This is a genomic window from Clavibacter tessellarius, assembly GCF_001618005.1.
Lineage (GTDB): Bacteria > Actinomycetota > Actinomycetes > Actinomycetales > Microbacteriaceae > Clavibacter > Clavibacter tessellarius_A.
The window spans coordinates 45,818-69,598 of record NZ_LQXA01000008.1; the positions used below are offsets into that span (position 1 = coordinate 45,818).

20 protein-coding genes are annotated in these 23,781 nt (G+C 72.7%); 3 read left to right on the forward strand and 17 right to left on the reverse strand.

Features of this window, described 5'->3' with window-relative positions:
• Position 1: 1 nt before the first annotated feature.
• Together AWH51_RS01885 and AWH51_RS01890 are read right to left on the reverse strand one after the other, a co-directional pair.
• Positions 2-946, reverse strand: a complete 945-nt coding sequence (locus AWH51_RS01885) for a carbohydrate ABC transporter permease (RefSeq protein WP_081234779.1) — start codon at positions 944-946, stop codon at positions 2-4.
• Positions 947-952: 6 nt separating this feature from the next.
• Positions 953-2,209 carry an ABC transporter substrate-binding protein gene (locus AWH51_RS01890; protein WP_063070441.1) on the reverse strand — a complete coding sequence of 419 codons (1,257 nt, stop codon included), beginning with the start codon at positions 2,207-2,209 and terminating at the stop codon, positions 953-955.
• Positions 2,210-2,495: 286 nt separating this feature from the next.
• Here AWH51_RS01890 and AWH51_RS01895 point away from each other — a divergent pair, with 286 nt between their 5' ends.
• Both AWH51_RS01895 and AWH51_RS01900 read left to right on the forward strand, forming a co-directional pair.
• A complete protein-coding gene (locus tag AWH51_RS01895) occupies positions 2,496-3,746 on the forward strand; it encodes a Gfo/Idh/MocA family protein (protein ID WP_063070442.1) in 1,251 nt (416 codons plus the stop codon).
• 53 nt (positions 3,747-3,799) lie between these two features.
• Positions 3,800-4,873, forward strand: coding sequence for a LacI family DNA-binding transcriptional regulator (locus AWH51_RS01900; RefSeq protein WP_063070443.1), 1,074 nt, complete (start codon positions 3,800-3,802; stop codon positions 4,871-4,873).
• On the opposite strand, the gene AWH51_RS01905 is transcribed toward AWH51_RS01900, so the two are convergent.
• From AWH51_RS01905 to AWH51_RS01935, 8 genes are all read right to left on the reverse strand, one after another.
• A complete protein-coding gene (locus tag AWH51_RS01905) occupies positions 4,870-5,640 on the reverse strand; it encodes an ABC transporter ATP-binding protein (RefSeq protein ID WP_063070444.1) in 771 nt (256 codons plus the stop codon). The two genes, AWH51_RS01900 and AWH51_RS01905, sit on opposite strands and share 4 nt — an antisense overlap.
• Positions 5,637-6,737: a FecCD family ABC transporter permease gene (locus tag AWH51_RS01910; RefSeq protein ID WP_414146341.1), complete on the reverse strand. Its 1,101-nt coding sequence runs from the start codon at positions 6,735-6,737 to the stop codon at positions 5,637-5,639. Before AWH51_RS01910 ends, AWH51_RS01905 begins: the two co-directional genes overlap by 4 nt.
• Complete coding sequence (locus AWH51_RS01915; protein ID WP_063070445.1) at positions 6,710-7,765, reverse strand: ABC transporter substrate-binding protein; 1,056 nt, start codon at positions 7,763-7,765, stop codon at positions 6,710-6,712. Before AWH51_RS01915 ends, AWH51_RS01910 begins: the two co-directional genes overlap by 28 nt.
• Positions 7,766-7,872: 107 nt before the next feature.
• Positions 7,873-8,040 (reverse strand): hypothetical protein, encoded by a 168-nt coding sequence (locus tag AWH51_RS16155; protein ID WP_175345447.1) that lies wholly within the window; start codon positions 8,038-8,040, stop codon positions 7,873-7,875.
• A gap of 150 nt (positions 8,041-8,190) precedes the next feature.
• Positions 8,191-9,210 carry a LacI family DNA-binding transcriptional regulator gene (locus AWH51_RS01920; protein ID WP_254654432.1) on the reverse strand — a complete coding sequence of 340 codons (1,020 nt, stop codon included), beginning with the start codon at positions 9,208-9,210 and terminating at the stop codon, positions 8,191-8,193.
• Between the two features lie 77 nt (positions 9,211-9,287).
• Complete coding sequence (locus tag AWH51_RS01925) at positions 9,288-10,202, reverse strand: carbohydrate ABC transporter permease (RefSeq protein WP_254654433.1); 915 nt, start codon at positions 10,200-10,202, stop codon at positions 9,288-9,290.
• The gene (locus AWH51_RS01930) at positions 10,199-11,149 is read right to left on the reverse strand and encodes a carbohydrate ABC transporter permease (protein ID WP_254654434.1); all 951 of its coding nucleotides are present in this window, start codon (positions 11,147-11,149) and stop codon (positions 10,199-10,201) included. The genes AWH51_RS01925 and AWH51_RS01930 overlap by 4 nt, the downstream gene beginning before the upstream one ends.
• A complete protein-coding gene (locus AWH51_RS01935) occupies positions 11,146-12,432 on the reverse strand; it encodes an ABC transporter substrate-binding protein (protein WP_063070446.1) in 1,287 nt (428 codons plus the stop codon). Before AWH51_RS01935 ends, AWH51_RS01930 begins: the two co-directional genes overlap by 4 nt.
• A 132-nt stretch (positions 12,433-12,564) precedes the next feature.
• Between AWH51_RS01935 and AWH51_RS01940 the strand changes: the two genes are divergently transcribed.
• On the forward strand, positions 12,565-14,940 hold the full coding sequence (locus tag AWH51_RS01940; protein ID WP_063070447.1) for a beta-L-arabinofuranosidase domain-containing protein: 2,376 nt from the start codon (positions 12,565-12,567) through the stop codon (positions 14,938-14,940).
• 96 nt (positions 14,941-15,036) lie between these two features.
• On the opposite strand, the gene AWH51_RS01945 is transcribed toward AWH51_RS01940, so the two are convergent.
• The 7 genes from AWH51_RS01945 to AWH51_RS01975 form a co-directional block, all read right to left on the reverse strand.
• Entirely contained in the window at positions 15,037-15,609 is a 573-nt protein-coding gene (locus AWH51_RS01945) for an NADPH-dependent FMN reductase (protein ID WP_063070448.1), read from the reverse strand.
• A gap of 67 nt (positions 15,610-15,676) precedes the next feature.
• On the reverse strand, positions 15,677-16,717 hold the full coding sequence (locus AWH51_RS01950; protein WP_063070449.1) for a PDDEXK nuclease domain-containing protein: 1,041 nt from the start codon (positions 16,715-16,717) through the stop codon (positions 15,677-15,679).
• 39 nt (positions 16,718-16,756) lie between these two features.
• Positions 16,757-19,747: a glycoside hydrolase family 2 TIM barrel-domain containing protein gene (locus tag AWH51_RS01955; protein ID WP_063070450.1), complete on the reverse strand. Its 2,991-nt coding sequence runs from the start codon at positions 19,745-19,747 to the stop codon at positions 16,757-16,759.
• Positions 19,748-19,833: 86 nt separating this feature from the next.
• Positions 19,834-20,598, reverse strand: a complete 765-nt coding sequence (locus AWH51_RS01960) for a glucosamine-6-phosphate deaminase (protein WP_081234785.1) — start codon at positions 20,596-20,598, stop codon at positions 19,834-19,836.
• Positions 20,595-21,518 carry a carbohydrate ABC transporter permease gene (locus AWH51_RS01965; protein WP_107490144.1) on the reverse strand — a complete coding sequence of 308 codons (924 nt, stop codon included), beginning with the start codon at positions 21,516-21,518 and terminating at the stop codon, positions 20,595-20,597. The genes AWH51_RS01960 and AWH51_RS01965 overlap by 4 nt, the downstream gene beginning before the upstream one ends.
• Positions 21,515-22,456, reverse strand: a complete 942-nt coding sequence (locus tag AWH51_RS01970; protein WP_063070451.1) for a carbohydrate ABC transporter permease — start codon at positions 22,454-22,456, stop codon at positions 21,515-21,517. The genes AWH51_RS01965 and AWH51_RS01970 overlap by 4 nt, the downstream gene beginning before the upstream one ends.
• A complete protein-coding gene (locus AWH51_RS01975) occupies positions 22,453-23,736 on the reverse strand; it encodes an ABC transporter substrate-binding protein (protein ID WP_063070452.1) in 1,284 nt (427 codons plus the stop codon). The genes AWH51_RS01970 and AWH51_RS01975 overlap by 4 nt, the downstream gene beginning before the upstream one ends.
• Positions 23,737-23,781 lie beyond the last annotated feature (45 nt).

Consider the following 23,781-nt stretch of genomic DNA (forward strand, 5'->3'; position numbering starts at 1 on the left):
GTCATGCCTCCAGTCGGCGGCGGTTGAGGACGGTGTTGAGCACCAGCGTGAAGACGACGATCACGGCGAACAGGGCGACGCCCATCGCGGACGCGTAGCCCGCGCTCTGGTTGTCGAAGTACGCCTTGCCGATGAGGGTCGACACCGAGTTGGTGGAGTAGCCGGGCCCGCCGCCGGTGAGCACCTGGATCACGTCGAAGAGCTTCAGTCCGCCGATGAGGTTGAGCACGATGCTCGTCGCGAACGCGGGCTGCAGCAGCGGCAGCGTCACGTGCACGAAGCGCTTCCACCCGCCGGCCCCGTCGAGCATCGCGGCCTCGTGGTACATCGCGGGGATGGACTGCAGGCCGGCCAGGTAGATGATCATCGAGACCCCGACGAACTGCAGCGAGTTGACGAGCACGACGATGGCGACCGAGGTTCCCGCGTCGGAGAGCCACGCCTGCCGCTCCCCGCCGAACGCGAGGACCACGTCGTTGAGCGTGCCCTCGTTGTACTGGAAGAGCAGGTAGTACATCGTGCCCACGATCACGGGCGAGACGAGCACGGGCAGGTAGATGATCGCGCGCATCGCCATGCGCCCCCGGATCGCCTGGTCGAGCGCGAGCGCCAGCCCGAGGCCCAGCACCTGCTGCACGATGGTGGATCCGAACCCGTAGGCGAACGTGTTGAGGAGCGAGCTGCGGAACACGTCGTCGGTGAGGAGGCGCGCGTAGTTGTCGAGGCCCGTGAAGGTCATGGTCGGCGAGTAGCCGTCCCAGTTCTGGAACGAGAGCATCACGCCGCGCACGAGCGGGTAGGCGGTGAACGCGCCGAGCAGCACGACCGCGGGCAGGTACATGAGGTTGATGCCCGGACGGGTGGCCGACCCGCCGGCCCGGCGCCTGCGCACCGGGCCCGCGGGACGCCGACGCCCGAGCGGCGGCACGACGGGGGTGGTCGCCATCGGGCGCTACTTCCCCTGGCCGTGGAGGCTGGTGAAGTCCTGCTCCACCTGCACCACGGCCTTCGGGACGTCGGACTGGCCCGTGATGACGGAGTCCGTCGTGGTCACGAGCGTGTTCCACATGCCGTTGGGCAGGTGGACGCGGTCGAAGTACGGCACGAGCGGCGTCTTGGCCTGGGTGACCCAGGTGTCGTAGCTGCCCTGGAGCGGGCCGAGGTCGCTGGCGGCGTCGGTGAGCCCGGGCGCGGATCCGCCCGCGGCCGCGAGCTCGGCGTCGTTCCCCGGCTCGGCGAGGTAGGCGAGGAACGCCTTCGCCTGGTCGAGGTGCGCGCTGGTCTTGGAGACGCCGAACGCGTTCATCTCGCCGCCGATGAGGTACGGGTCGCCCGTGGAGCTCGGCACCGGCATGAAGCCGAGCGACGCGTCGGGCGAGGTGCGGAGCGCGTTGTTCGCGACCGAGTTCTGCTGGAAGACGAACGCCGCCCGGCCGGCGCCGAGCGCCTTCGACATGTCGTCCTGCGTGGCGGAGGAGTAGTCGGGGTTCACGTAGCCGGCGTCGACCCAGCCGGCGATCCGGTCGAGCACCTTCGCGTAGGGGGCGTCGTCGAAGGTGCCGGCCGAGAGGCCCTCGAGCTGGGCCTCGGTGTACTGGCCGGGCGCGATCCAGTCGACGAGGTTGCCGGCCGGGCCGTTGGCCTTGCCGCTCACCTGCACCACGGTCGTGCCCTTCGCGTGGATCCTCGCCGCCGCGGCGTCGAACGCGTCCCAGGTGGTGAGCGAGGCCGGGTCGACGCCCGCGTCGCGGAGCACGTCGGCGTTGTAGAGCACCCCGGCGATGTCGGTGTCGACCGGGAGCGCGTAGATGGCCCCCGACCCGTCGCGCATGGCCGCGTCGAGCTGCGGGTTCACCTTCGCGGCCCACGGCTCGTCCTGAAGCGGCGCGAGGAACTGGGCGTAGCGGTCACGCGACCAGCCGTGCGTCATCCAGATGTCCGGCACGTCGCGGGAGGCGAGCTTCACCTTGAGGTCCTGCTCGTACTGCGTGCTCGAGGGGATCAGGTCGATCTTCACCTCCGGGTTCGCCTGCTCGTACGCCTCGGTCAGGGTCGTGAGGGTCTTCAGCTGGTCGGTGCCCTGGGCGAAGCCGGTCTGCATCTGGATGGCGCCGTCGGAGCCGGCGCCGCCCGCGCATCCGGTGAGCAGGGCGGCGGAGGCGACCACCGTGGTGAGGAGTGCGCCGGTGCGCAGGATTCGTGACTTCATCGTCGGCCCTTCGTGGCTGCTGACCGACGGCGCGAGGGGAGCGGCTCGTCGGTGAGCCGCGGCGTCGCCGGTCGGTGGGCGTGAATCTACACGTGTAGCTATCGCAGGGCAAGGTTTCGCAACGGGTCCGCATTCCGGGCATTCCCGGCGCTCACGCAGAGGGTTGTCACGAGTAGATCGCGCATGCCAGACTTCCCGGCACAGCGCCGACGACGATGCCCCGGCCTCGTCGCGACGACGCTGCCGCACCCGCTGAGCGATGACGCTCACCATCGAAAGGCCAGCCATGCTCTCCCTCGGGATCGTCGGCGCCGGACAGTTCGCCGGCCAGTTCGCCGCCCTCTTCAAGATCCACCCCGACGTCGATCGGGTCCTCGTCACGGACCTGCTCCCCGAGCGCGCGGAGGAGCTCGTCACCCGCGAAGGGCTCGACGGCGCCGTCGACTCCTTCGACGCCCTCCTCGAGACCGACGTCGACGCGGTCGCGCTGTTCACGCAACGCTGGACGCACGGGCCGCTCGTCGTCCGCGCCCTCCGCGCCGGCAAGCACGTCTACTCGGCCGTGCCGATGGCGGTCTCCGAGGAGGAGATCGCCGACATCATCGAGGCCGTCCGCGAGACGGGCCTCACCTACATGATGGGCGAGACGAGCTACTACAACCCCGCCACGGTCTTCGCCCGGAAGAAGGTCGCCGAGGGCGCGTTCGGCCGGATCTTCTACGCCGAGGGCGACTACGTCCACGACATGGACCTCGGCTTCTACGCCGCGTACCAGTACAGCGGCGGAGAGGACTGGAAGCGCACGGCGAGCTACCCGCCCATGCACTACCCGACGCACTCGATCGGCGGCGTCCTCGGCGCGATCCCCGGCCACGCCGTGAGCGTCAGCTGCATCGGCGTGCGCGACGACCGCGGCGACGGGGTGTTCGACCGCGAGGTCAGCCAGTTCGACAACGACTTCTCGAACGCGACCGCGCTGTTCGAGCTCGACAACGGCGGCATCATGCGCATCAACGAGATGCGCCGCGTCGGCTACCCGTCGCAGATCCGCGAGTCGCGCTTCCGCTACTTCGGCACGGAGGCGAGCCTCGAGCAGATCGCCACGGTGAGCGTCTGGCAGGACAAGCACGACGTCACCGACATCTCCGAGGAGCTCACGACGCAGCCGAGCATGTCGCTCGACGACCCGTCGCTCGCGCACGTGGCGCCCGAGCTCCGCGAGGCGTTCGTCTCCGGATACGCGCCCGTGCACGACGAGGACCGGCTGCCCGCGGTGTTCCACGGCGTCCCGAGCGGGCACGAGGGCAGCCACCACTTCCTCGTGGACGACTTCGTGCGCGCGGTCGTCGACCGCACCCTGCCGCCCGTGAACGCCTGGGTCGCCGCGCGCTACACGATGCCCGGCATCGTCGCCCATCGCTCCGCGCTGCAGGGCGGCGAGCGTCTCGACGTCCGCGACTTCGGCGACGCCCCGGCCGACCTGCCGACCACGGCCCCGGCCGGCTCCGCGGATAGGATCGCAGCAGGATCCCGCTGACCGGCGCGACGTCGGGTCGCCGGGACCCGGTCGGGCAGGGAGGAGCGAGGCGCATGGCGACCTCCGCCCCCCTCCCGCCCGACGGGTCCCGTCCCCGCGGCGCGTCCCTCCCCCGCGGCCAGGTCACCCGATCCGACGTCGCCCGGTACGCCGGGGTCTCCACCGCGGTCGTCAGCTACGTCGTCAACAGCGGGCCGCGGCCCGTCGCGGAGGCGACGGCCGAGCGCGTGCGCGACGCGATCCGCGTGCTCGGCTACCGCCCGAACGCGAGCGCCCGCGCGCTCCGCACGGGCAGCACGCAGATGCTCGGGCTCGTGGTGCCCGAGATCGGCAACCCGCTCTTCGCCGAGATGGCGATCGCCGTCGAGCAGTGCGCGGCCCGACGCGGCCACGCGGTGCTGCTCGTGAACAGCGAGAGCGATCCGCAGGTCGAGCGCACCCTGATCCGCTCGCTGACCGCGCGGCAGGTCGACGGGATCATCATCAGCACCGTGCAGCACGGCAGCGCCGTGGTCGACCTGCCGACGCTCGGCGTGCCGGTCGTCCTCCTCAACACCTTCTCCGCGCAGGACGGCGTCGAGACCGTGGGCGTCGACGCGCGGGCGGGCGCGCGCCTCGGGGTGGAGCACCTCATCGGGCACGGGCACACGCGGATCGGCCTCATCATCGGCGGGGCCGAGGTGGAGGCGCGCGAGCACGGCTGGCAGGACGCGACCCGGGCCGCCGGGCTGCCGGACGGGCCCCTCGCCCGCGAGTCGTTCACCCGCGAGGGCGGCTACCGCGGCGCGCTCCGGCTCTTCGGCGGATCCGACCGGCCCACCGCGCTCTTCGCGAGCTCCGACATGCAGGCGATCGGCGCCCTCCGCGCGCTCGGCGAGCTCGGCCTGCGGGTCCCCGAGGACGTCGCCGTGGTCTCCTTCGACGGCACCGACGAGGCGGAGTACGCGGCGCCGCGGCTCACGGTCGTGCGGCAGCCGGTGGAGGAGATGGCGGAGGAGGCCGTGACGCGCCTCATCGCCCCGGATCCCGAGCGGGCCCCGCACCACGCGTCGTTCACGCCGACGCTCGTGATCGGACGGTCGTGCGGGTGCGCGGCTCCGGCCGAGGCGACGGCCGAGCCCGCCTAGAGCGGCGCCGCGTCGAACAGCACGCGCGAGCAGCCGACCGCCTGGTCGTGCGTGACGACCGCGCGCACCCCGTAGACGTCGGCGATGAGCTCGGGCGTGAGCACCTCCCGCGGATGCCCGCCCGCCACCACGCGCCCCTCGCGCAGCACCAGCACGCTGTCGCAGAACATCGCCGCGAGGTTGAGGTCGTGCAGCGCGATCACGGTGGTCACGGGCAGGTCGCGCACGAGCGCGAGCAGCTCCAGCTGGTGGCGGATGTCGAGGTGGTTGGTCGGCTCGTCGAGCAGCAGCTCGCGCGGCTCCTGTGCGAGGGCGCGCGCGATGTGCGCCCGCTGCCGCTCGCCGCCGGAGAGCGTCCGCCAGGCGCGATCCGCCTTCGCCTCGAGCCCGACGTGCGCGATGGCGCGGTCGATCGCCGCCTGGTCCTCGGCCGTGTCGCCGCCGAGCAGCGTGCGGTAGGGCGTGCGGCCGAGGCGCACGACGTCGCGCACCACGATGTCGACCTCGGTCTCGCCGTGCTGGGTGACGGTCGCGACCCGGCGGGCGACGTCGCGGCGCCGGAGCCCCGCGAGGTCGTCGCCGTCGAGCGTGACGCGGCCGGAGTCGGGCGACGCGGCGCCCTGCAGCAGCTTCAGGAGCGACGACTTGCCGGAGCCGTTCGGCCCGAGGAGCCCGACGGTGGATCCGGGTGCCGGCTCGAGCGTCACCCCGTCGACCACGAGCCGCCCGCCGCGCGCCCAGCGGACGTCGTGCGCCCGGAGCGTCATGCGCGACCCCGGTTCCGCATCAGCAGCAGCATGAAGACGGGCACGCCCACGAGCGCCGTGCCGACGCCCACCGGCAGCGGCGTCGGCGCGAACGCGAGGCGCGAGAACGCGTCGACCCACACCATGAAGACGGCGCCGAGCACGATCGTGGCCGGGACGACGCGCGCGTGCCGCTGGCCGAAGAGCAGGCGCGCGGCGTGCGGCAGCACCAGGCCGACGAAGCCGATGGCGCCGGCGATGCTCACGAGCGTCGCCGTGAGGAGGGCCGTGACCACCAGGAGGATCGTGCGGGTGCGGCCCACGTGGATCCCGAGCGACGACGCCACCTCCTCCCCGAACGCGAAGGCGTCGAGCGAGCGGGCGTAGGCCAGGCAGACGACCGCGCCGATCACGACCACGGAGACGCTGAGCCCGACCTCGTCCCAGCGCATGCCCTCGAGCGATCCGAGGAGCCAGAAGGTGATGCCGCGCGTCTCGTCGGAGTCGGCGAACGCGAAGACCACGAGGGAGGTGAGCGCGGAGAACAGCTGCGTGCTCGCGACGCCCGCGAGGATCACCCCGGCCGTGCCCGCGGACGAGAACCGCGCGAGCAGCAGCACGAACCCGAAGGCCACGAGCGCGCCGATGAAGGCGCCGCCCGACATGCCGATCGCGCCGCCGCCGAGGCCGAGCACCCCGATGAGCACCGCGCCCGTGGAGGCGCCGGAGGAGACGCCGAGCACGAACGGATCCGCGAGCGGGTTCCGCAGCAGCGACTGCAGCACGACGCCGCACAGGCCGAGGCCCGCGCCGCACGCCGCCGCGACGAGCGCGCGCGGGAGGCGCTCCTGCCAGACGATCGCGTCCTCGGAGACGCGCACCGGGATGCTCGCGAGCCCCGCGTGGTTGAGCAGGATGTCGCGCACGTTGACGAGCGACACGTCGGCCGGCCCGAGCGTGACGGCGACGCCCACCGAGAGCGCGAGCGCGACGATCCCGAGCACGACCAGCAGCCCGACGCGGAGCGCGTGCGGCAGGGCGCGCACCCGCGCGGCCGCGGCCTGGAACGGAGCCCGCGGGGCCGCGGCGCTCAGAGCTTCGCCCCGCGCGCGTCCCACCAGGCCCGGATCTTCTCGAGCCCGTCCACGAAGCGGATCGACGGGTTCATCTCGGCGCCGTGCAGCGCCACCATGCGGTCCTCCTTCACGGCCGTGAGGTCGCGCGTGAGCGGGTCGCTCGTCAGGAAGTCGATCTTGTCCTGCAGCTTGTCGCCGGGGAACCGGTTCCGCTGGAGGTCGCCGAGAACGAGGATGTCCGGATCCCGGTCGACCACGTCCTCCCAGCCCGCGGCGATGAAGTCGTCGTGCACCTCGGGGTACGCGTCCGTGGCGCCGACCTGGCGCGAGAGCAGCGACGTGGCGCCGAACCCGCCGCCCATGTACGGCGTCTTGGTGTCGGCGAACCAGTACATGATCTTCGCCCCGCCGAGGTCCATGCCGTCGGTGGCCGCGGCCGCGCGCTGCTGGAGCGACGCGACGAGCGCCTCGCCGCGGTCCTTCACATCGAAGACCGCGGCCATCTCGCGGATCTCCTGGTACAGCGCGTCGACCGTGAGCGGCGTGGTGCGCTTGCCGCCGCCGTTGATGCTGATGTCGGAGTCGCAGTCCGTCGGCGAGAGGTAGGAGGGGATGCCCGTCTCGGCGAGCCGGTCGCGCGTGACCACGCCGCCGGTGCCGTAGTGGCGGCCGAAGGAGGCCGTGACGAAGTCGGGGTCCGCGTTCAGGAGCACCTCGTAGGTGGGCGCGTTGTCGGCGAGGCGCGGCACCTTCGCGTTCGCGTCGGCGAGCGAGTCGAGCACCGGATCCGTCCACGAGGCCGTGCCGACCATGCGGTCCTGGAGGCCGAGCGAGAGCAGGATCTCGGTGGAGTCCTGGTCGAGCGACACGACGCGCTGCGGCGCCCGGTCGATCGTGACGTCGTGGCCGCAGTTCGACAGCGTGAGCGGGTAGGTCGTCGTCCCCTGGCCCGTCTCGGCGACGGACGCGGCGGGCACCACCTCGGAGGCGCCGCATCCGGTGAGGGCGACGAGCACGAGGCCCGTCACGGCGGTGGCGGTGAGGCGGGCGAGGGCGCGAGCGCGGGGCATGGGTCTCCTGGGGTCGAGGCCGTCGGGCGGCCCGCGGGGAGCCGGGCCGCCGGTAAGCATAGCCTTACCTCACTGGCGGTTCGACCGCTCGCGCACAGCGGGCCGCCCTAGCGCCGCGGTCGCCGCGACACGACGCGGTAGACCACGGCGATGCCCAGCGTGAGGATGGCGAAGAGCACGAGCGACCACTCGGACCTGACGAGCGCGAAGCAGATCACCTCGCAGACGCCGAGGACGAGGACGGCGATCCAGGTGGGGACGGGCTTGCGGTCCATGTCGGGGCTCCAGTCGTGACTGCGGCGACGATCGGGGGTGAGCGCCATCGGCAGCGCGGCGCTCTCGCGCTCCGACCCTAGGCGGGAGTCGTGGGCGCATGTCAACCGATCCACACCCGTCGAACGCCGACGAGAGATCGGGCCCCCGCGTCAGCGCCCGCGCGCCACCGTCGACCCGCGCACGATCAGCTCGAAGCCCATCGTCTCGGAGCGGAAGGCTCCCGCGTCCGCACCGCGCTCGATCCGCTCCGCCAGCATCGCGACCGCACGGCGGGCGATGGCGCGACGGCCGGGCGACACCGTGGTGAGCGGCGGCTGCGCGAAGCGGGAGTCCTCCGTGTCGTCGAGCCCCGCGACCGCCACGTCCTCGGGCACGCGGAGGCCGCGCTCCTGGAGCATCCACTGGGCGCCGAGCGCGAGGGAGTCGTTGAAGCCGAACACGGCGTCGAGCTCGACCCCGTCGTCGAGGAGGCGGGCCATCGCGGCGGCGCCGGATTCGCGGCGCCAGGGGCCGGGATCCGCCCGCAGGCGCGGATCGAGCGGGATGCCGGCCGCGGTGAGGGCGTCCTCGGCGCCGCGCTGCCGGAGCGCGGCGCCCGACGGCTCGCCCGCGTCCCGCACGCCGATGAGCGCGATGCGTCGCCGACCGGTCTCGACGAGGTGCGCGACCGCGGCGCGCGCGGCGTCCCGGTCGGCGATGAGCACCTGGTCGGCGAGGCCCTCGAGGAAGCGCTGGCCGATCATCACGAGCGGCACGTCCAGGTCGATGAGGCCCGCGTCCTCCTGGTGCAGGGCGAGCGGCTCGTAGATCACGCCGTCGAGCACCTGGCGGTGGAGGCCCGAGAGCGCGCCGATCTCGCGGTCGCGCCGCCCCGCCGTCGTCTCGACGAGCACGCTGAGGCCGAGCTCGTCGGCCGCGTCGATCACGTCCTGCGCGAGCGGCGCGAGGTACGCGCTGTCGAGCTCGGGGATCACGAGCGCGATCATGCGCGACCGGCCGGAGCGCAGGTTCCGCGCCGAGACGTTCATCCGGTAGCCGAGCTCGGCGACGGCCGCCTCGATCCGCGCCCGCGTCCCGTCGCGCATGTAGGGGTAGCCGTTGAAGTAGTTGCTGACGGTCTTGATGGAGACGCCCGCGGCGCGCGCGACGTCGCTCATGGTCGCCGCCATGCGCTCCCCCTCGTGTCCGTGCGCGGTCCGGGTCGCCGCGCGCCGCCCCAGCCTCGCACGCGGGTCGGGCGTCGGCCCTACTTCACCGCGCCGCTGATGAGGCCGGCCACGTAGTACCGCTGCAGCAGCAGGTAGAGCACGACGCACGGGATCACCGTGACGGCGACGCCCGTCTGCATCAGCCCCCAGTCGACCGTGTTGTTCTGCCCGGCCGACAGGATGTTGAGGCTCACCGGCAGCGTGTACAGGCTCTGGTCCGTGATGAGGATGAGCGTCGCGAAGAAGTCGTTCCACGCCGAGAAGAAGGTGAGGAGCGCGGTCGAGACGACGCCGGGGATCGCGATGGGCAGCATCACTCGCCGCATCGCCTGCAGCGGCGTGTTCCCGTCGATGAGCGCGGCCTCCTCGAGGCTCGCCGGCACCGCCGCGAACGAGTTCCGCATCAGGAAGATCCCGAACGGCAGGTTGAAGGTCGCGAGCACGAGCGAGAGGCCGACGAGGCTGTTGTCGAGGTCGAGCTCGATGAGCGTCAGGAACAGCGGCGTGATGATCGCCTGGAACGGGATCATGAACGTGATGAGCACCAGGAAGAACACGAGGTCGCTCCCCCGGAACGGCAGCCGCGCGAACGCGTAGCCGGCGAGCGTCGACACCACGACCGTGAGCGCCGTCACCAGCAGCGACACGAAGACGCTGTTGCGGAGGCTCGTCACGAGGTCGAGGCCGCCGGTCGGCGTGAGCAGCCGCTGCAGGTTCCCGAGCCCGATCGACCCGTCCTGCGCGGTGAGCGCGGTGCCGAGCATGATCCCGAGCGGGTAGAGGAAGAGGAGCGCGACGCAGCCGCACGCGACGTACCAGGCGAGCCGCGGCATCGAGGCGCGGACGGCGCCGAGGCCGCGGGCGTCGCGGGTGCGTCCGGCGCGATCCGGGGACGGGCCGGCGGAGGGCGCGTCGGCGGCGGAAGCGGGGCGGGCGGGCGCGGAGGTGCTCATGAGTGGTCCGAGTTCCGGAGGAGCAGCATCTGGGCTGCGCTGACGAGGCCGAGGACGACCATGAGGATGATGGAGAGCGCGGCCCCGTAGCCGAGGTCGAGCCGGATGAACGAGGAGCGGTAGATCTCGTAGACCGCCGTGATGGTGCCGTTGTCCGGCCCGCCCGCGGTCATGATGTAGAACTGGTCGAACGCCAGCAGCGACCCGGCCACGCTGAACACCAGCACGAGCGCCAGGGTCGGCCGGAGCAGCGGCAGGGTGATGTAGACGAACCGCTGCCAGCGCGTGGATCCGTCCACCTCGGCCGCCTCGTTCACCTCCTGCGGGATCGACTGGAAGCCCGAGAGCAGCAGCAGCATCTGCAGCCCCGCCGACTTCCACGCGACCATGCTCACCACCACGAGGAACGCGGTCACCGGCCCGCCGAACATGTTCGTCGAGACGTCGACGAGGCCGAGGCCCGCGAGCGCCGTCATGGTCGGCCCGATCACCGGCTGCCACATGAAGAGGAAGAGGTAGCTCGCGGAGGCGAGGCCCACCACGACCGGCAGGAAGAAGATCGACTGGAAGACGCGGGCGGTGCGGGTGCGGCGCTGGATGAGGAGCACGAGCGCGAACCCGATCACGAGGAGCACCGGGGTCACGACCGCCGTGTAGACGAGAGTGAAGCCCACGGCCTTGAGGAACGCGGCGTCCTGGAACGCCTCGACGTAGTTCGCGAGGCCCGTGAAGGCGCGGTTGCCGAGGAGCGGCCACGTGTAGGTCGACATGGCGACGGTGCGCATCAGCGGCCAGATGAAGAAGGTGACGAGCATCACGACGGCCGGCAGCACCAGGAGGATCCCGGTGCGGCGCCGCCTCCGCGCCATGCCGCCGCGGTCGCGCACCGCGCTGCGGGCCGGGGACGCGACGGCGCCCTCCAGCCGGGTGATCACGGGTGCGGTCACTTCTCGTCCTCCTCGACGTAGACGACGGAGTCGAGGATGCGCTGCGCGTCGGCCTGGGCCTCGCGCTGCGCGTCGTCGATGCCGCCGCCGAACACGGACTGCGAGATCAGGTTCACCCAGACCCCGTTGTTGTCGTTGAACAGCTCGTTCTCGACCGGGCTGAAGGGCACGTGGCCGACGCGGAGGGCGTCCGCGAACACGGCATACCGCGGATCCTGCGGCACGTAGACCTCGTCGAGCAGGTCGGTGCGGATGGGCACGACCGACTGCTCGGCGAGGATCGTCTGCGCCTCGTCGCCCGTCGCCCACCGCACGAACTCCCACGCGGCGTCGACGTCGTCGGACCCCTTGAGGATGGTGAGCGTGTCGCCGCCGCCGAAGGACGCGGAACCGCCGTCCTTCCCCGGCAGCGGGGTGACGCCGAAGTCGACCTGTCCGCCCGCGACGAGCGCGCCCATGGTGGCGGTGCCGTCGGCGATCATGCCGACGTTGCCCTGCTGGAACGCGGTGGCGGTGTTCGGGCCGGCGTCGGTGCGGGCCAGGGACGGCATGCTGCCGTCGGTCCACATGCCGCGCATCAGCTCGAGCGCCTCCGTCACCTCGGGGCTGTCGAGCGTGGCGGTGCGGCCGTCGGCGGTGAGCACGTCGCCGCCGCTCCCCCAGATCAGCGGCGTGAAGCCGAAGATGAGGCAGCCGCCGCACGCGCCGGGGATGGAGTAGCCGTAGGTGCGGTCGCCGAGCGCGGTGATGGCCTTCGCGGCCGCGCGGATCTCGGCGTGCGTCGTCGGCGGGCGCTCGGGATCCAGCCCGGCCTCGGCGAAGAGCGTCTTGTTGTAGAAGAGCACGGAGGCGTCGCCCGTGAAGGGGACCGCGTAGGTGCGGCCCTCGAAGGACGAGACGGACGCGTGCGCCGGGCTGAAGGCGTCGGCGTATCCGAGCGCGTCGACCCGGTCGGTGATGTCGACGAGGGCGCCCGCCTGCGCGAAGTACGGCGTGAACACCAGGTCGAGCGCGGCCACGTCGGGCGGGTCGCCGCCCGCGATGGAGGTCGCCAGCTTCTGCACGTAGCTCGGCGACGGCACGAGCGTGATCTCGACCTGCGTCTCGTGCGTGGCGTTGTAGGCCTCGGCGAGCGGCTCGACGAGCGCCTTCTCGTAGTCGCGGATCCAGAGCTGCACGGTGCCGTCGCCCGCGTCGCCGGATCCGGCGGAGCAGCCCGAGAGCGCGAGGCCCGTGATCATGAGGGTCGCCGCGGCGGCCAGCCTCGTCGTGGTCCGCTTCATCGCGCTCCTCGTGTCCGTGATGCGTCGGCCCGTCGGGGCTCGGCCGCGAGGCCGCACGCACCGCCCTGGTGCCCTTCTACATCGTTGTACTAGATTATGTGCATCGATGTACAGCCCGTCAAGAGGACCCCGATGACCATCGCCCCCGCCGCCCCGCGCCCCGCCGCCGCCAGCCCGGGCGCCGCCCGGTCGTTCCCGCTCCAGGCCGTGCGGTTGGGCGACGGCCCGCTCCGGCACGCGCAGCTGACCGATGTCGAGCACGTCCTCCGCATGGATCCCGACCGGCTGCTCGCGCCGTACCTCCGCGAGGCCGGGCTCGACTCCCCCGTTCCGAGCTACGGCAGCTGGGAGGCGATCGGCCTCGACGGTCACATCGGCGGCCACCTGCTCTCCGCGCTCGCGCAGCTGCACGCCGCCACCGGCGACCCGCGGCTCCTCCCCCGGCTCGAGCACATGCTCGACGTGCTCGAGCGCTGCCAGGAGGCGGCCGGCGACGGCTGGCTCGGCGGCGTGCCCGACGGCCGCGCGTTCGGCCGCACCATCGCCGAGGGCCGGATCGAGGCGGACACCTTCGACCTCGAGGGCCGGTGGGTGCCGCTCTACAACCTGCACAAGACCCTCCGCGGGCTGCTCCACGCGCACGAGCACGCCGGATCCGCCCGCGCTCTGCGCATGGCCGAGGGCCTCGCCGGCTGGTGGCTCGGCGTCTCCGCGCACCTCGACGACGACGCGTTCGAGGGCATGCTCGCGACCGAGCACGGCGGCATGTGCGACGCGTTCGCGACCCTCGCGGGGATCACCGGCCGCGCCGACCTGCTCGCGGAGGCGCGGCGGTTCGCGCAGCGCGCGCTGGTGGATCCGCTCGCCGCCGGCCGCGACGAGCTCGACGGGCTGCACGCCAACACCCAGATCCCCAAGGTGATCGGCGTCGAGCGGCTCGGGCGGATGACGGGCGACGCGCGCCTGCTCGCCGCCTCCGACGCGTTCTGGGACTCGGTGGCCCACCGGCGGAGCGTCGTGATCGGCGGCAACAGCGTGCGCGAGCACTTCCACCCGGCGCGCGACTTCGCGCCCATGGTGCTCGACGAGCAGGGGCCGGAGACCTGCAACAGCTACAACATGCTGGAGCTCGGGCGGCTGCGGTTCGAGCGCACGGGCGACCCGGCGATCCTCGACCAGGTCGAGCGCACGATGCTCGACCACGTGCTCTCCACGCAGCACCCCGAGCACGGCGGCCTCGTCTACTTCACGTCGCTCAGACCCGCGCACCACCGCGTGTACTCGGTCGCCGGCGAGTCGATGTGGTGCTGCGTCGGCACGGGCATGGAGAACCACGCGCGCTACGGCGAGCAGGTGTTCGCGCGGACGGACGACGCGCTGCTCGTGGACCTCTACGTGCCGGCCGAGCTGGACTGGGCCGCGCGCGGGATCCGGGCGCGCATCGCGGGCGAAGTGGCGCGCGCGGGCTCCGCGACGGTCACGATCACGGCGGACGCGCCCGCCGACCTGGAGCTGCGGCTCCGGCGGCCGGGGTGGGCGACGTCGATGGAGGTGCGGGTGGGGGACGACCCGGTGGCCGTGGTGCCCGGTGCCGCCTGGGTGCCGATCCGCCGCACCTGGTCGAGCGAGGCCGTCGTGACCGTCCGCTTCGGCATGGAGGTGCGGGCCGAGGGCCTGCCCGACGGATCCGCGTGGACGTCGTTCCGCTACGGCCCGGTCGCGCTCGCCTCGCGTGACGGCCGGGACGGGATCGCGACGTCGCTCGCCGAGGACTCCCGCATGGGGCACGTGTCGCCCGCGCCCAAGGTGCCGCTCGAGCGGACGCCCGTGGTGACCGCGGTCGACCCGGCCGACGCCGTGACGCTGGTCGACCGCGGCGCGCTCGCCTTCCGTCTCGACGCGTGGCGGGGCGGCGAGCGGGTGGAGGTCGCGCTCGAGCCGTTCGCCGGGATCCACGACGAGCGGCACACGCTCGTCTGGCCCACGGGCGCCGACCCGGTGGCGCGCGCCGCCGAGCTCGCCGCGATGGACGCGGCCGGCACCGACGCGGCCGTGGTCGACGAGGTGGTCGCGGGCGAGCAGCAGCCCGAGGTCGACCACGCGTTCCGCGGCGAGGGCACGCGAGCGGGCGGCGCCGACGGCCGGCACTGGCGCAGCGCGACGGGCTGGTTCGGGTACGAGCTGCGCGATCCTGCGGGCACGGCGACCGTGGTGCGGGTGCTGCTGCGGCGGGAGGCGGTGGGCGGCGACGCCGCACCCGGCCCCGCGGCCGATGCCGCTCCCGTCGGCCAGGCCGCCCGCGTCGGCCAGGCCGTCCGCGTCGGCGGCGTCGAGGCGGAGCACGTCGCCGAGGTGGATCTCGGCGGCGAGGTCGGCGACGACGCCCTCGATGTGCGGATCACCGACGCCATGCGCGCCGGATCCCCCGCGGGCGCGCTCGCGGTGTCGGTGCACGCGGCTCCGGGCGGGCGCACGCGCGACGTGCTCGGGATCCAGCTGCGCCGCTGACCGCGGCGGCGGACCGTCGGCGCCGCGCCGACCCGCCGGAGCGCGCACGAGGGGCCCGGACGATCCGCCCGGGCCCCTCGCGTCGTGCGTCGCCGACTACGCGGAGACGGCCTGCAGGTTCTTCTCGATGTGCGCGTGGAACGCCTGCAGCCAGGAGAGGAGGAACTCCTCCGTGCCGGCGTTCGAGATCGTGCCCTCGGGCGAGATGAGGCCCTCGGTGGTCTGGATGTACGCCTCGGGCTGCGACAGCTCCGGCGACGCGAGGAACGACAGGATGCTGCGGAGGTGCTGCTGCGCGACGGCCGTGCCGACCGCGCCGATGGACGTGCCGATGACCGCGCTGGGCTTGCCCTGGAACGCGTTCTCGCCGTAGGGGCGGCTCGCGAAGTCGAGCGCGTTCTTGAGCACGCCGGGCACCGAGCGGTTGTACTCGGGCGTGACGATGAGGACGGCGTCGGCGTCGGCGATCCGCGCCTTGAACGCGTTCGCGACCTCGGGGTAGTCCCCGTCCATGTCGGCGCTGTAGAAGGGCAGCGGCGCGATGGGGATCTCGGTGAGCTCGAGGCCGGCCTGGGCGCCGAGGCGCTTGAGCGCGAGCGACAGGGCCCGGTTGATGGAGGTGGACGACAGGCTGCCGACGAGGTAGCCGACGCGATAGGTGGTGCTCATGGGGTGCTCCTTCCCGCACGGATCATTTCCATGCGCGCGCATGGAGCCTAGCGGCGGCGCATGCGTGTCACCCGGGCGTCCGGGGCTCGCGCGGATCCCGGACAGCCCGGGCGAGCACCGCCTCCGATGGCAGGGCGGCGCGCTCGGCCTCGGGCAGGAGGTCGTAGCTGGACACGGCGACCGGTGCCCGCTGCCCGGCCAGCGAGTACCGCACCACCGCATCCGTCTTGCCCGCCACGAGCAGAAGGCCCACGGTGTCCGCGTGGTGTGCCCGGCGCAGCCGATCGTCGACCAGCGCGACGTAGAAGCCGAGCTGCCCGAGCTGCTCCGGACGGAAGCGGCCCGTCTTCAGCTCGATGACGACGTAGCGCAGCTGCTCGACGTGGAAGAACAGGAGGTCCACGAAGAAGTCGTCGCCGTCGACGTCGAAGTGGACCTGACGTCCGACGAACGAGAACCCCTCGCCGAGCTCGCGCAGGGTGTCGATGATCCGGTCGACGAGCGCCCGCTCGAGCTCGCGTTCCGCCGCGTCGCCGTCGACGGCCAGGAAGTCGAGCACGTACGGGTCCTTCGTGAGCTGACGGGCGAGGTCCGACTGCTCGGCGTCCAGGGCCCGGTCGAAGTTCGTCGGAGCGCTCGCCGACCTCTCGTGGAGGCGCGTGCGGATGTGGTGCTCGAGGACGTTGCGCGACCAGCCGTGGGAGACGCTGCGGGAGGCGTACCAGTCTCGATCCGCTTGCGCATCCACTCTGCTCAACAGCACCGTCACGTGTCCCCAGGGCAATTGCGCAACAGGCCGTTGCGCGATTGCCGGGTCGGGCCAGGCCCGCGCAAACGAGCGCATGTAGATCAGGTTCCGAGGCGAGAAGCCCTTCATCTCGGGGAACTCAGCTCGCAGGTCGGCTGCGAGACGTGAGATGACCCCGCTTCCCCACGCCTGCTCATCCGATTGCCGCGCGAGCGTGGCACCGATGCGCCAGTAGAGGATGACCAGCTCGGTGTTCACCCGCCGCTGCGCGGCGTGACGCGCGGCGTGCACGCGACCCTTCAGCTCGGCGAGCACGTCCTCGTAGGGAGGGGTGGGAGTGGGGGTCGAATGGAGGTCCATGCGCGCAGTGAAGCGCCCACCACCGACATCGGCCGCCGGCTACCCCAGCAGCACCTCCCACGTGCGCAGCGACGGCCAGAGCGCGTGGCGCGGGAGCACGTCGGGGCCGCACGCGCGGGATCCGAGGCCGTGCTGGGCGTCGTCGAGGAAGAGGTGCAGGCCGTCGGGGGCGGGGAGCTCGTGCGGGTGGCCGACGTCGGTCATCTGCTGCGGGGTCCAGCGTGAGAGCTGGAACCCGGCGCGGTGGCCGGAGGCGTCAGGCATGGTCGTCACGGTGAGGGGCGTCGCGCATCCGTCGCCGATCACGAGCGACCGCAGCTCCGGCCGGTGGCCCGTCTCCTGCGGGCGCGCGTAGGCCACCGCGAGGCCGTCGACGCTCGAGGCGAAGCGGCCGACGCGCACGGCCGTGCGGCTGTCGGCGTACGACTCCCCCGGCCCCGTGCCGTGCCACGCGACCGGGTGCTCGGCGAGCGCGGCCGGCAGGTCGATGCGCACGGCGACGCGCGGCCACGTGCAGTCCCACACGCCGAACGGCACGACCTCGGTCGCGAGCAGGAGGCCGCGGTCGGTCGCGGCCCAGCGGAAGGCGACGTCGACGCCCGCGCCGGAGTGCGCGGCCTGCACGCGCATCCGCGTCTCGAGGCCGTCCGTCGTGCGGGTGGATCCGAGCAGCCGGTGCGTGAGCCGGTGCAGTCCGCGCTCGCGCCAGCGGTCGGCCGACGGCGGGGTCTCCTCGGCGCCGCGTCCGCCGGTCAGCTCGGGCTCCGCCAGCTCGTACGATCCCTGGCCGGCGCCGCGGTCGTTCTCGGTGGGCGCGCGCCACAGCTCGAGGCGCGGGCCGCGCACGGGCACGCCGCTCCACGCGACGAGGTCGCCGCGCGGGTCGAATGCGCCGACGCCGAGCGCGTCGCCGTGCCAGCGCCCGACCGGCCGGGGTCGCGGCGCGGGCCGGTCGCGCACGAGCGCCTGGTGCTGCGCGACGACGTGGCCGGCCTCCGCCCAGGGCGCGTCGTAGCGGGTGACGACCTGCACGGTCACGTGCGCCTCCTCCGCGTGGCCGGCGACGCGCGCCTCCTCGGGGAGCGGGATCGTGACGGCGTCGCCGGCCGCGAGGGGTGCGTGCTCGAGGATCCCGCGGGCGACCCGGCGGCCGTCGTGGTCGAGGATCCAGACCAGGTCGACGTCAGCCGTGGACGCGCTGTGCCGCCGGTTCTCGACCCGCACGGAGGATCCGTCGGCCGCCACCCGCACGCGCACCGGCGCGATGACCGCCGCGAGCTCGGCGAGGCCCGGGGTGGGCGTGCCGTCGGAGAGCAGCAGGCCGTCCATCACGAAGGGCCCGTCGTGCACGGGCTCGCCGAAGTCGCCGCCGTACGCGTGGAAGGGGCGCCCGTCGGCGGTCCGCGCGAGCAGGCCGTGGTCGCGCCACTCCCAGACGAAGCCGCCGTGCAGGCGCGGCCAGCGGTCGATCGCGTCCTCGTAGTCGGCGAGCGATCCGGGCCCGTTGCCCATGGCGTGCCCGTACTCGCACAGGAGGAAGGGCTTCGCGCGCTGCTTCGTGCCGGTCGCGCCCGTGGTCTCGTGGATGCTCGCCGCGGGCGTGCCGCACACCGAGTCGATCTCCTCGAGCGTCGGATACATCCGCGAGTAGACGTCGGTGTGCTCGCCCGTGAGGTCGCCCTCGTAGTGCACGGGCCGGGTCGGATCCGCGCGCCGGACCCACGCCGACATGGCCGCGATGTTGCGCCCGGTGCCCGACTCGTTGCCGAGCGACCACATCACGATCGACGGGTGGTTGCGGTCGCGGCCCACCGTGCGGGCGATCCGGTCGAGGTAGGCGCCCCGCCAGCGCGGGTCGTCGGACGGGTTGTCCCACCACTCCACGTCCCAGAAGCCGTGCGTCTCGAGGTCGCACTCGAGCACGACCCAGAAGCCGAGCTCGTTGGCGATGTCGATCAGGCGCGGATGCGGCGGGTAGTGGGAGGTGCGGATCGCGTTGATCCCGCTCCGCTTCATCAGCTCGAGGTCGGCGCGCGCCTCGGCCTCGTCGAACACGCGGCCGCGCTCGGGGTGGGACTCGTGCCGGTTGACGCCGCGGAAGGTGAGGCGCCGGCCGTCCACGAGGAGCGCGTCGCCGTCGATGCGCACCGTGCGGAACCCGATCCGGAGGGTCGCCGTCTCGCCGGGCGACGACACGGTCGCGTCGTAGAGGCGCGGCAGCTCGGCGCTCCACGCGTCGACCGCGGGGATCGCGAGGGGCGCGACGTCGGCCGGGGTCTCCCACGTCGCGTGGATCCCGAGCTCGGGCACGCGCACCACCACGGGGAACGCGCCGTCCACCTCCACGGCGAGGAGACCGGATCCGTCGACGGGGTCGCGGTCGGCCCGCACCCGCACGTCATCGAGGGCGTCCGCCGGGCGGGCGAGCAGCTCGACCGAGCGGAAGATCCCGGGCAGCCACCACTGGTCCTGGTCCTCCAGGTAGGAGGCGGCCGACCACTGGTGCACGCGGATCCCGAGCACGTTGTCGCCCGGCACGAGCAGCGCGGTCACGTCGAGCTCGGTCGCGAGGCGGCTGCCGGTGGTCCAGCCCGCCTCGACGCCGTTGACCCAGAAGGTGGCGAGCCCCTCGATCCCGTCGGTGCGCAGCAGCACGCGCTCGGCGTCGGCGAAGGACGCGGGCAGCCGGAACGCGCGCCGGTGCTCGCCCGTGGGATTCGCGTCGGGCACGTGCGGCGGGTCGATGGGGAACGGGTACTGGAGGTTCGTGTACGCGGGCGATCCGTGGCCGTGCAGGACCCAGTGCGACGGGACGGGCAGCGTGGTCCAGCCGGCCGCGTCGAGCGCGGCGTCGTCGAGCGCGGGATCCGCGACCGCGGGCGTCGCGCCGGCCGCGTCCACGGGCGCCTCGGGCAGCAGACGGAACCGCCAGTCGCCGTCGAGCGACAGGGCGGGCGCGTCGGTCGCGAACCGCGCGCGCGGGGCGAGGCGCGAGGTGGATCCGGGGGCGACGTCGTCGAGGTGGGACATGCGGATCCTCCGTGCGTGTGGGTGCGCGCGACGGCGCGGGGTGGGACGGTCAGAGCGGAGCGGAGCGACGAGTGACGAGCCGCGGGTCAGCCCCGCTCGTCGAGCCCCGCGAGCGCGGCCCGGTCGGCGACCACGGTCACGTGCGGATGCCGCTGCAGCACCGACGCGGGCACGCGCTCGGTCACCGGACCGGCGAGCGCGGCCGCGAGGGCCCGCGCCTTCCGCTCCCCCGAGGCCACGAGCAGGATCCGGCGGGCGGACATGATGGTCGCGATGCCCTGCGTGATCGCGTGCGTCGGCACCGCGTCCACGTCGCCGCCGAAGTACCGCGCGTTGTCCCGCCGGGTCGCGCCGGCGAGGCGCACCACCCGGCTGACGCCGTCGAACGGGGAGCCCGGCTCGTTGAACCCGAGGTGCCCGTTGGCGCCGATGCCCACGATCTGCAGGCCCGCTCCGCCGAGCCGTCGGATCCGCCGCTCGTGCTCGGCCGCGGCCTCGTCCGGATCCGCCGCCGCCCCGTCGGGCACCACCACGCGCGCGTCCGGCACGTCGAGCGGCCGGGCGATGCGCGCTCGCACGAACGCGAGGTACGACTGGGGGTGCCCGGGCGGCAGGCCCACGTACTCGTCGAGGGCGACGAGCGACACCCCATCCGTGATGAGCGCCCGGTCGCGGTGGCGGCGGCCGAGCTCGGCGTAGAGCGGCTCGGGGCTGGATCCCGTCGCGACGCCGAGCACGCCCGCCGGGTCCTCGCCGAGGAACGCCTGCACGACGTCGGCCGCGGCCGAGCCGAGGCCCGCGGCGTCGTCCACCGCCGTGACCCGCGCCGTGCGCAGCGGGGCGGTCGTCACTTCAGCGCGCCCTTCGCGATGTCGCCGATGAACTGCTTCGCGCCGACGAGGAACACGATGATGAGCGGGATCACCGCGAGCAGCGCGCCCGCCATGACCATCCCGTAGTCCTTGCCGTGGGCGCTGTTGAGCTGGCTCATCGCGACCTGCAGCGTGAGCGTGCCGGGGTCGTTGAGCACGATGAGCGGCCAGAGGTAGTCGTTCCACGCGGCGATGAAGGTGAAGATCCCGAGGAACCCGAGGCCCGGCCGGATGAGCGGCAGGCACACCGTGAGGTACTGGCGGAAGAACCCGGCGCCGTCGATGCGGGCGGCGTCGATGAGCTCGTCCGGCACGCTCGAGATGATGAACTGCCGCAGCCAGAAGATGCCGAAGGCGTTCGCCGCCGCCGGCACGATGAGCGCCTGCAGCTGGCCGACCCAGCCGAGGTTGATCATCGTCACGAACTGCGGGATCACCGACAGCTGCGCGGGCAGCATGAAGGTCACGAGCAGCAGCGCGAACAGCGCGCGCCGGCCCGGGAACTCGTACTTCGCGAACGTGAACGCCGCGATCGAGTCGAAGAACAGCACGAGCACGGTGACGGACACCGCGACGATCACGGTGTTCATGAGCGATCCGCCGAAGTCGATCGTGCGGAACACGGCCTGGATGTTGTCCCACAGGTACGGCCCCGGCACGAGCACGGGCGGCGACTTGTAGATGTCGCTCGTGGTGTTGCTCGCCATCACCACGAGCCAGTACAGCGGGAACAGGCTGACGATGGATCCCGCGAACAGCACGCCGTGCAGGATCACCCGCCCGGGCGGCAGCTGCCGGCGCCCCGCGGGACGACCGGCGCGCTCGTCGCGCGGGCGCCCGGAGGCCTGGTCGGCGAGGCGGGCCGCGGCGGATCCCGCGGCGTGGACGGTCGCGCTCATGCGCGGTCTCCCTTCCTCGTGCCGGGCACGCGCACGGCCTTCTCCTTCTTCTCCGACCCGAGCCGGAAGCTGATGATGGAGAAGATCACCACGAGCAGGAACACGCCCCACGCGATGGCGGCGCCGTAGCCGAAGCGGTTGTAGTTGAAGGCCTGCTGGTAGAAGTACAGGACGGTCGTGAGGCCGGCCTGGCCCGCGCCGCCCGAGTTCGGGTTCGTCGTGCTGGAGGAGGCCGTGAGCACCTGCGCCTCGGTGAAGCTCTGCAACCCGGTGATGGTCGACACCACCAGCACGAACAGGATCGTGGGGCGCAGGAGCGGCAGCGTCACCGACCAGAAGGTGCGGATCGCGCCGGCACCGTCGAGCTTGGCGGCCTCGTAGACCTCGGTGCCGATGGCCTGCATGCCCGCGAGGAAGATGATCGCGTTGTAGCCGGTCCACTGGTACGTGATGAGCACCGCGATGGTGACCTGGATCGCCCACGGCGTCGACAGCCACGGCACGCCGTCGAGCCCGATCGCGCGGAGCCCCGCGTTCACGAGGCCGAAGCTGTCGCCGAAGATCGAGCCGAAGAGCACGGCCATCGCCACCACGCTGGTGACGTTCGGCACGAAGTAGCTGATCTTGTAGAAGGTGCTGAGCCGCTTCGCCGAGTTGAGCATCGCCGCGACGACGACCGCGATGGCCATCATCGGGAACGTCGACAGGGCGAAGATGATCAGCGTGTTCCGGATGGAGAGCCAGAACGTGGCGTCGGCCGCGAGGGCCTGGAAGTTCGCGAGGCCCACCCACTTCGCCGTGCCGAGGCCGTTCCAGTCCTGGAACGAGAGCACGAGCGAGTAGAGCGCGGGGAACAGGCCGAAGACCAGGAACAGGACGAAGAACGGCGCGATCGCGACGTAGTACGGCCACGTGCGGCGGACGACGGTGGGGATCACTGCTTCGCGGTCTTCAGGGCGGCCTCGCCCGCGGCGACGGCGTCGGAGTAGGCCTGGTCGGGGTCCTTGCCGAGCGAGGTCACGTTCTGCAGCTCCGTGACGAACGCGGCCTGGACCTGGTTGTCGTACGGGCTCGTGTAGGCGGTGGGCATCTTCGCCGCGGCGTCGGCGAAGATCCCGACGGTCGACTGGCCGCCGAAGAAGTCGTCGCCCTTCTGCAGCTCCGGGGAGTCGTAGGCGGCGGTGGCCGACGGGAAGATGCCCTTGTCGGCGTACGCGGTGACCTGGTTGTCCTCGCTCAGCACGTCCTTGATCACGGCGAAGGCCGCCTGCGGGTCCTTGGTGCCGGCGGGGATGGAGAGGAAGGAGCCGCCGATGTTGGCCGGTCCGCCGGGCATGGGCGCCACGCGCCAGTCGCCCGAGGTGTCGGCCGTCGCGCTCTTGAGGTCGGCCTGGTACCAGGACGCGCCGAGGAGGGCCGGGAGGGATCCGTTGCTGATGGCCGACGCCCAGTCCGGGCTGCCGTCGGTCACGTTCGCGGTGAGGCCGTCCTGGTAGGCGAGCACCGCGCGGTCCCACGCGGCCTTCACGGTGGCGCTGTCGCCCGTGTAGTTCCCGTCCTCGTCGACGAACCGGGTGGTGCCCTGGCCGAGCGACTTGGTGAACACGTCGGAGGCGTCCACGAAGATCGCGCCGCCGGTGGCCGCCTTGAGCTTCTTGCCGAAGGCGAAGTAGTCGTCCCAGGTGGCGGTGGCCTTGGCCACGTCGGCGGGCTCGCTCGGCAGGCCGGCCTTCTTGAACACGTCCGCGCGGTAGTAGAGCGCGGTGGGGCCGATGTCGATGGGGAGGCCGAGGAGCTGGCCGTCCTTCGTGGTGGCCTCCTCGAGCTTCCACGCCGGGTACTGGCCGGCGACGTCCTTCGCGCCGAGCTGGTCGAGGTCCTCGAAGAGCCCGTCCTCGCTGCGGAAGTACGGCATGTCCTCGCCCTTGACGCCCGTGACGGACGGCAGGCCCGAGCGGCCGGTGAAGGTGGTGACGAGCTTCTGCTTGAAGTCGCCGCCGATGGTGGAGACGTTGAGCGTGGTGCCCGGCACCTCCGCCGGCACCTTGTCGAGCACCGTCTGGCTGAGGCCGTCCGGCCAGATCCAGAGGTCGAGCTGCCCGCCGGCCGAGGATCCCGACGACGAGCAGGAGGCGAGGACCGGCGCGAGGAGCGCGAGGGTCGCGACGCCGACGACGATGCGCCGGGCGCGAGCGCGGCGGGCGGAGGGGATGGGCATGGTGGTTCTCGATTCGGTGGGGGACGGGCGGGTCGGAGCGGGCGG

What these genes read in the sequence shown, in the direction of transcription:
- AWH51_RS01900 (WP_063070443.1), top strand. Translation starts at nt 3,800, where the DNA reads ATGGCGACCTCCGCCCCCCTCCCGCCCGACGGGTCCCGTCCCCGCGGC.
- AWH51_RS01920 (WP_254654432.1), bottom strand. Translation starts at nt 9,210, where the DNA reads ATGGCGGCGACCATGAGCGACGTCGCGCGCGCCGCGGGCGTCTCCATC.
- AWH51_RS16155 (WP_175345447.1), bottom strand. Translation starts at nt 8,040, where the DNA reads ATGGACCGCAAGCCCGTCCCCACCTGGATCGCCGTCCTCGTCCTCGGC.
- AWH51_RS01975 (WP_063070452.1), bottom strand. Translation starts at nt 23,736, where the DNA reads ATGCCCATCCCCTCCGCCCGCCGCGCTCGCGCCCGGCGCATCGTCGTC.
- AWH51_RS01895 (WP_063070442.1), top strand. Translation starts at nt 2,496, where the DNA reads ATGCTCTCCCTCGGGATCGTCGGCGCCGGACAGTTCGCCGGCCAGTTC.
- AWH51_RS01885 (WP_081234779.1), bottom strand. Translation starts at nt 946, where the DNA reads ATGGCGACCACCCCCGTCGTGCCGCCGCTCGGGCGTCGGCGTCCCGCG.
- AWH51_RS01940 (WP_063070447.1), top strand. Translation starts at nt 12,565, where the DNA reads ATGACCATCGCCCCCGCCGCCCCGCGCCCCGCCGCCGCCAGCCCGGGC.
- AWH51_RS01915 (WP_063070445.1), bottom strand. Translation starts at nt 7,765, where the DNA reads ATGCCCCGCGCTCGCGCCCTCGCCCGCCTCACCGCCACCGCCGTGACG.
- AWH51_RS01905 (WP_063070444.1), bottom strand. Translation starts at nt 5,640, where the DNA reads ATGACGCTCCGGGCGCACGACGTCCGCTGGGCGCGCGGCGGGCGGCTC.
- AWH51_RS01945 (WP_063070448.1), bottom strand. Translation starts at nt 15,609, where the DNA reads ATGAGCACCACCTATCGCGTCGGCTACCTCGTCGGCAGCCTGTCGTCC.
- AWH51_RS01935 (WP_063070446.1), bottom strand. Translation starts at nt 12,432, where the DNA reads ATGAAGCGGACCACGACGAGGCTGGCCGCCGCGGCGACCCTCATGATC.
- AWH51_RS01955 (WP_063070450.1), bottom strand. Translation starts at nt 19,747, where the DNA reads ATGTCCCACCTCGACGACGTCGCCCCCGGATCCACCTCGCGCCTCGCC.
- AWH51_RS01890 (WP_063070441.1), bottom strand. Translation starts at nt 2,209, where the DNA reads ATGAAGTCACGAATCCTGCGCACCGGCGCACTCCTCACCACGGTGGTC.
- AWH51_RS01965 (WP_107490144.1), bottom strand. Translation starts at nt 21,518, where the DNA reads ATGAGCGCGACCGTCCACGCCGCGGGATCCGCCGCGGCCCGCCTCGCC.
- AWH51_RS01925 (WP_254654433.1), bottom strand. Translation starts at nt 10,202, where the DNA reads ATGAGCACCTCCGCGCCCGCCCGCCCCGCTTCCGCCGCCGACGCGCCC.
- AWH51_RS01950 (WP_063070449.1), bottom strand. Translation starts at nt 16,717, where the DNA reads ATGGACCTCCATTCGACCCCCACTCCCACCCCTCCCTACGAGGACGTG.